The 2,889-nt window shown below is 60.6% G+C and carries 1 protein-coding gene; it reads left to right on the top strand.

Annotated features, from left to right (window positions below; translation table 11 throughout):
- The first annotated feature begins 436 nt into the window (after positions 1–436).
- Positions 437–2,617: a hypothetical protein gene (locus tag CWO89_RS42600; RefSeq protein WP_245476830.1), complete on the top strand. Its 2,181-nt coding sequence runs from the start codon at positions 437–439 to the stop codon at positions 2,615–2,617.
- The last annotated feature ends 272 nt before the right edge of the window (positions 2,618–2,889 follow it).

Genomic DNA, 2,889 nt, shown 5'->3' with positions numbered 1-2,889 from the left:
GACTTCCGCCACATGTCAAGCGCTGTGACAAGCTCGCCAGAAACTTCCTCGCTGGGCTCTCATTGCCGCACCTGCAATCTGGTGGCTCAATTGACCCCGGACCTTGGCCCCAATCCAATGGACGACGATCTGGTGGGCCGGAAAAATCTCAAACTGAGGCACGACGGATTTTGAAAGTCTTCGGATTGCGAGCTTTGGGGGCGCCGCTGGCAGCGCCGGTTCCACGACGTCAGCCTCTCGTCAGGTTGCGACAGTAGCCTGCTGTCTCATTGCTGAAGTCCAGTCGAACGAGGTCGCGATGGATCCGAACAGATTCAATATTTTCAGTCCCCGACTGGCAACGTGGGTATCACCCCGCCTTGGCGAAGCAACAGTCAGGTCAGGGGGGCAAGCGGACGAGGCTGGGCATCCGAGCTTTGAGCAACGCTTGGATGAGGTGCAACAAGCCGATGCCGCTCCCGTCCCAGCGGCGCCCGCGCGTCGAGATCGATACACCCCCCATCTGTCTAATGAAGACGCCTCCATCATCGACAACGCCATTCGGTCGGCGGGTGAACGCCGGGGACTGCGCGCGGCAACGGTCGGTGGTTATGTAACGGTTCTTCGTGGTCTTGGAGATGATCTCGCACGTAATGGGCAATCGATTTCTGCGCTCGATCACAATTCGCTGGTAGCCCACGCCAATAAATTCGGCAACCGGAAAATTATTACTGGCTTGCGTTATCTTCGGGAGTATCTTGAACCCGGTGGTACGTCAGGCCGTTCCCAGCGTGGGCGGCAACGGAGTATTCCAGCCGAAGACCAAGCCCTCATCGAGGGCGCAGCTCGTAGCAGCAGGCGACCCGCAGCGGCCGTTGTGATCTATAGCGGCAGCCTTCGCATATTTTCTGAAGCGCTCAACCGCGAGGGCCACGCAATCGCCAGGCTAGATCACGAGTCACGCATCAAGCGCGCTAAAGAGTTGCGTCCGAACGACACAACCCTCGGGCCCGCGTTGAAGATGATTGACGAGTTTCAGCGCGCGGAGCGCGCATCCGGCGCAAGTAGCTCATGGCATCTGGGTCGTTATCCCGAAGACGCCGCCCTCATAGATGGCGCGCTCGACCAGGCCTTGAAAAATCTTGAGCCAAGGAAGTCTGCCCAGGAGCGGGCTGCACGTCTTCATACCCTGGGTGCGTGGCTTAAAGAAAATGGCAGGGAGAGCATGGCTGGCCGACTTAACCGCTCCAACAAGGAGGACTTTACGCTGCGCGACGATGTGCTTGCATTCAAACTGACTGAAGGCAGGCTATATGATCTTGATTTGGCGCACCTTCGGAATTACTTAAAACTCGTCGAGGCGAACCATGCTCTAGGGCCAGAAGCCCGCGAGCAGCCGGCTTTGCCGTCCGGGCTGGGCGCTGGGCGGCCCAGCCCGTCGCAGGCGCTTCCCGCAACCCCAGCCACCCCGAGCGAGGGAGCTTGGGCTTTGTTGAGGAAGGAGATGCAAGAACCAGCGTCACCGTCAACTGCCAGGGCTCGCTCAGACACTTACGCCGGCCTTGAGCCGTTTGTTGACCTGAATGCGCCGACGCCATCCGAATTGCGCGATGATGCTCACTTTGCACCAGCGCACCTGGCCGGAGCTCGTTCAAATACCTACGCGGGTCTGGACTCTTTCGTTGACCTGAATGCGCCGACGCCATCCGAATTGCGCGACGATGCTCAATCACCGCCGGTGCTCGGCCCTGCCGGCTTTGTCGTCGGCGCATCGGGCTCGCTTGTGGAGCTTGAGGATATCGGACCTCTCGTCGGCGAGAATTGGCAGCATGGCTCCCGGCCGGTGCCGGATTTCCTGCTCGATGCCCTGGATAACATCGGCGTCCTGCCGACCCAGCTCAGCGGCCCAAGGCAGGTCTCCATCAACGGTGAGACCTACTCGATCACATTGCGGACGCGAGGACGCCGCGATGCGCAATTCATCCATCATCCTCGCCCTTCCCCCGTCCCAGATGCCCGGACCGGTACGTCAGTTACCGGCGCCTCTTCCGCCGGCCGCAGCGGACGCGTGCTAGGTGCCACGGACTGGCTGTCGAACGAGCATATCCAGCGGGACTATGAGCTCCTGACACAGGAGTTGCAGGAGAGCAATCCGGATCTCGCCGCCCGGACGCAGTTCGTGAATCCCCTGATAGCCCAAATGGTGCGGTCAGACGCGCTCGCGGCACAAGCACTCAATTGGATTGGCCATACAGACGACTTCCTGTTCCTGCCGGTAAACGATGCCGGCGCGGAGATAGAGCGGCGCGGCAGTCACTGGTCGCTGCTGCTGGTTGATCGCAGCGATCGGTCAAGGCCGCCGGTTGCCCATTACTACGATTCTCTGATGGTAGACGATGGGTACGGCTCTCAGGTGGGATATAATGACCGGCCCGCAGCGGAGCTCGCAGGACGGCTGGGGGCCAACCCGCAACGGGCCGCAATGCGCCAGCAGAGCAACACCTATGATTGCGGCGTCTTTGTCGTGGACGGCACCCGGGAGCTGGTCAGGCGATTGGCAACAGGACAGCCGGACCTGCTGAACCTTAAGAACCTCAGGGTCAGTCGGCTGGCCCTGCAAAACCGGCTCAGGAGCTGAGGTCGGCTTGTGTCGATAGAACTGGCTGAAGCGGCTCTCGCCGACACCGGCCAGACCTTGTGTGCGAGGCTGAATCCGACAGTCGAAAGGCAAAGCTGGCGAAGCTGCTGACCAGTCGGCCAAAAGGCTGCGCGGCCCTTTCGAAGGAGGCGAGATTGAACCGGGCCATTCGAGCCTACCGGATGAATCTCGAAGGAATCCTTTCGAAGCACAGGCTGCGGCGGCCGCGACCGACGCATCGTTCTTGATCCGCTGGTCGATCCAGGAAATCC

Source organism: Bradyrhizobium sp. Leo170, from assembly GCF_004296405.1.
Classification (GTDB): domain Bacteria; phylum Pseudomonadota; class Alphaproteobacteria; order Rhizobiales; family Xanthobacteraceae; genus Bradyrhizobium.
Note: the sequence above shows the minus strand (reverse complement) of the source record. Positions and strands in the feature narration are given on the sequence as shown.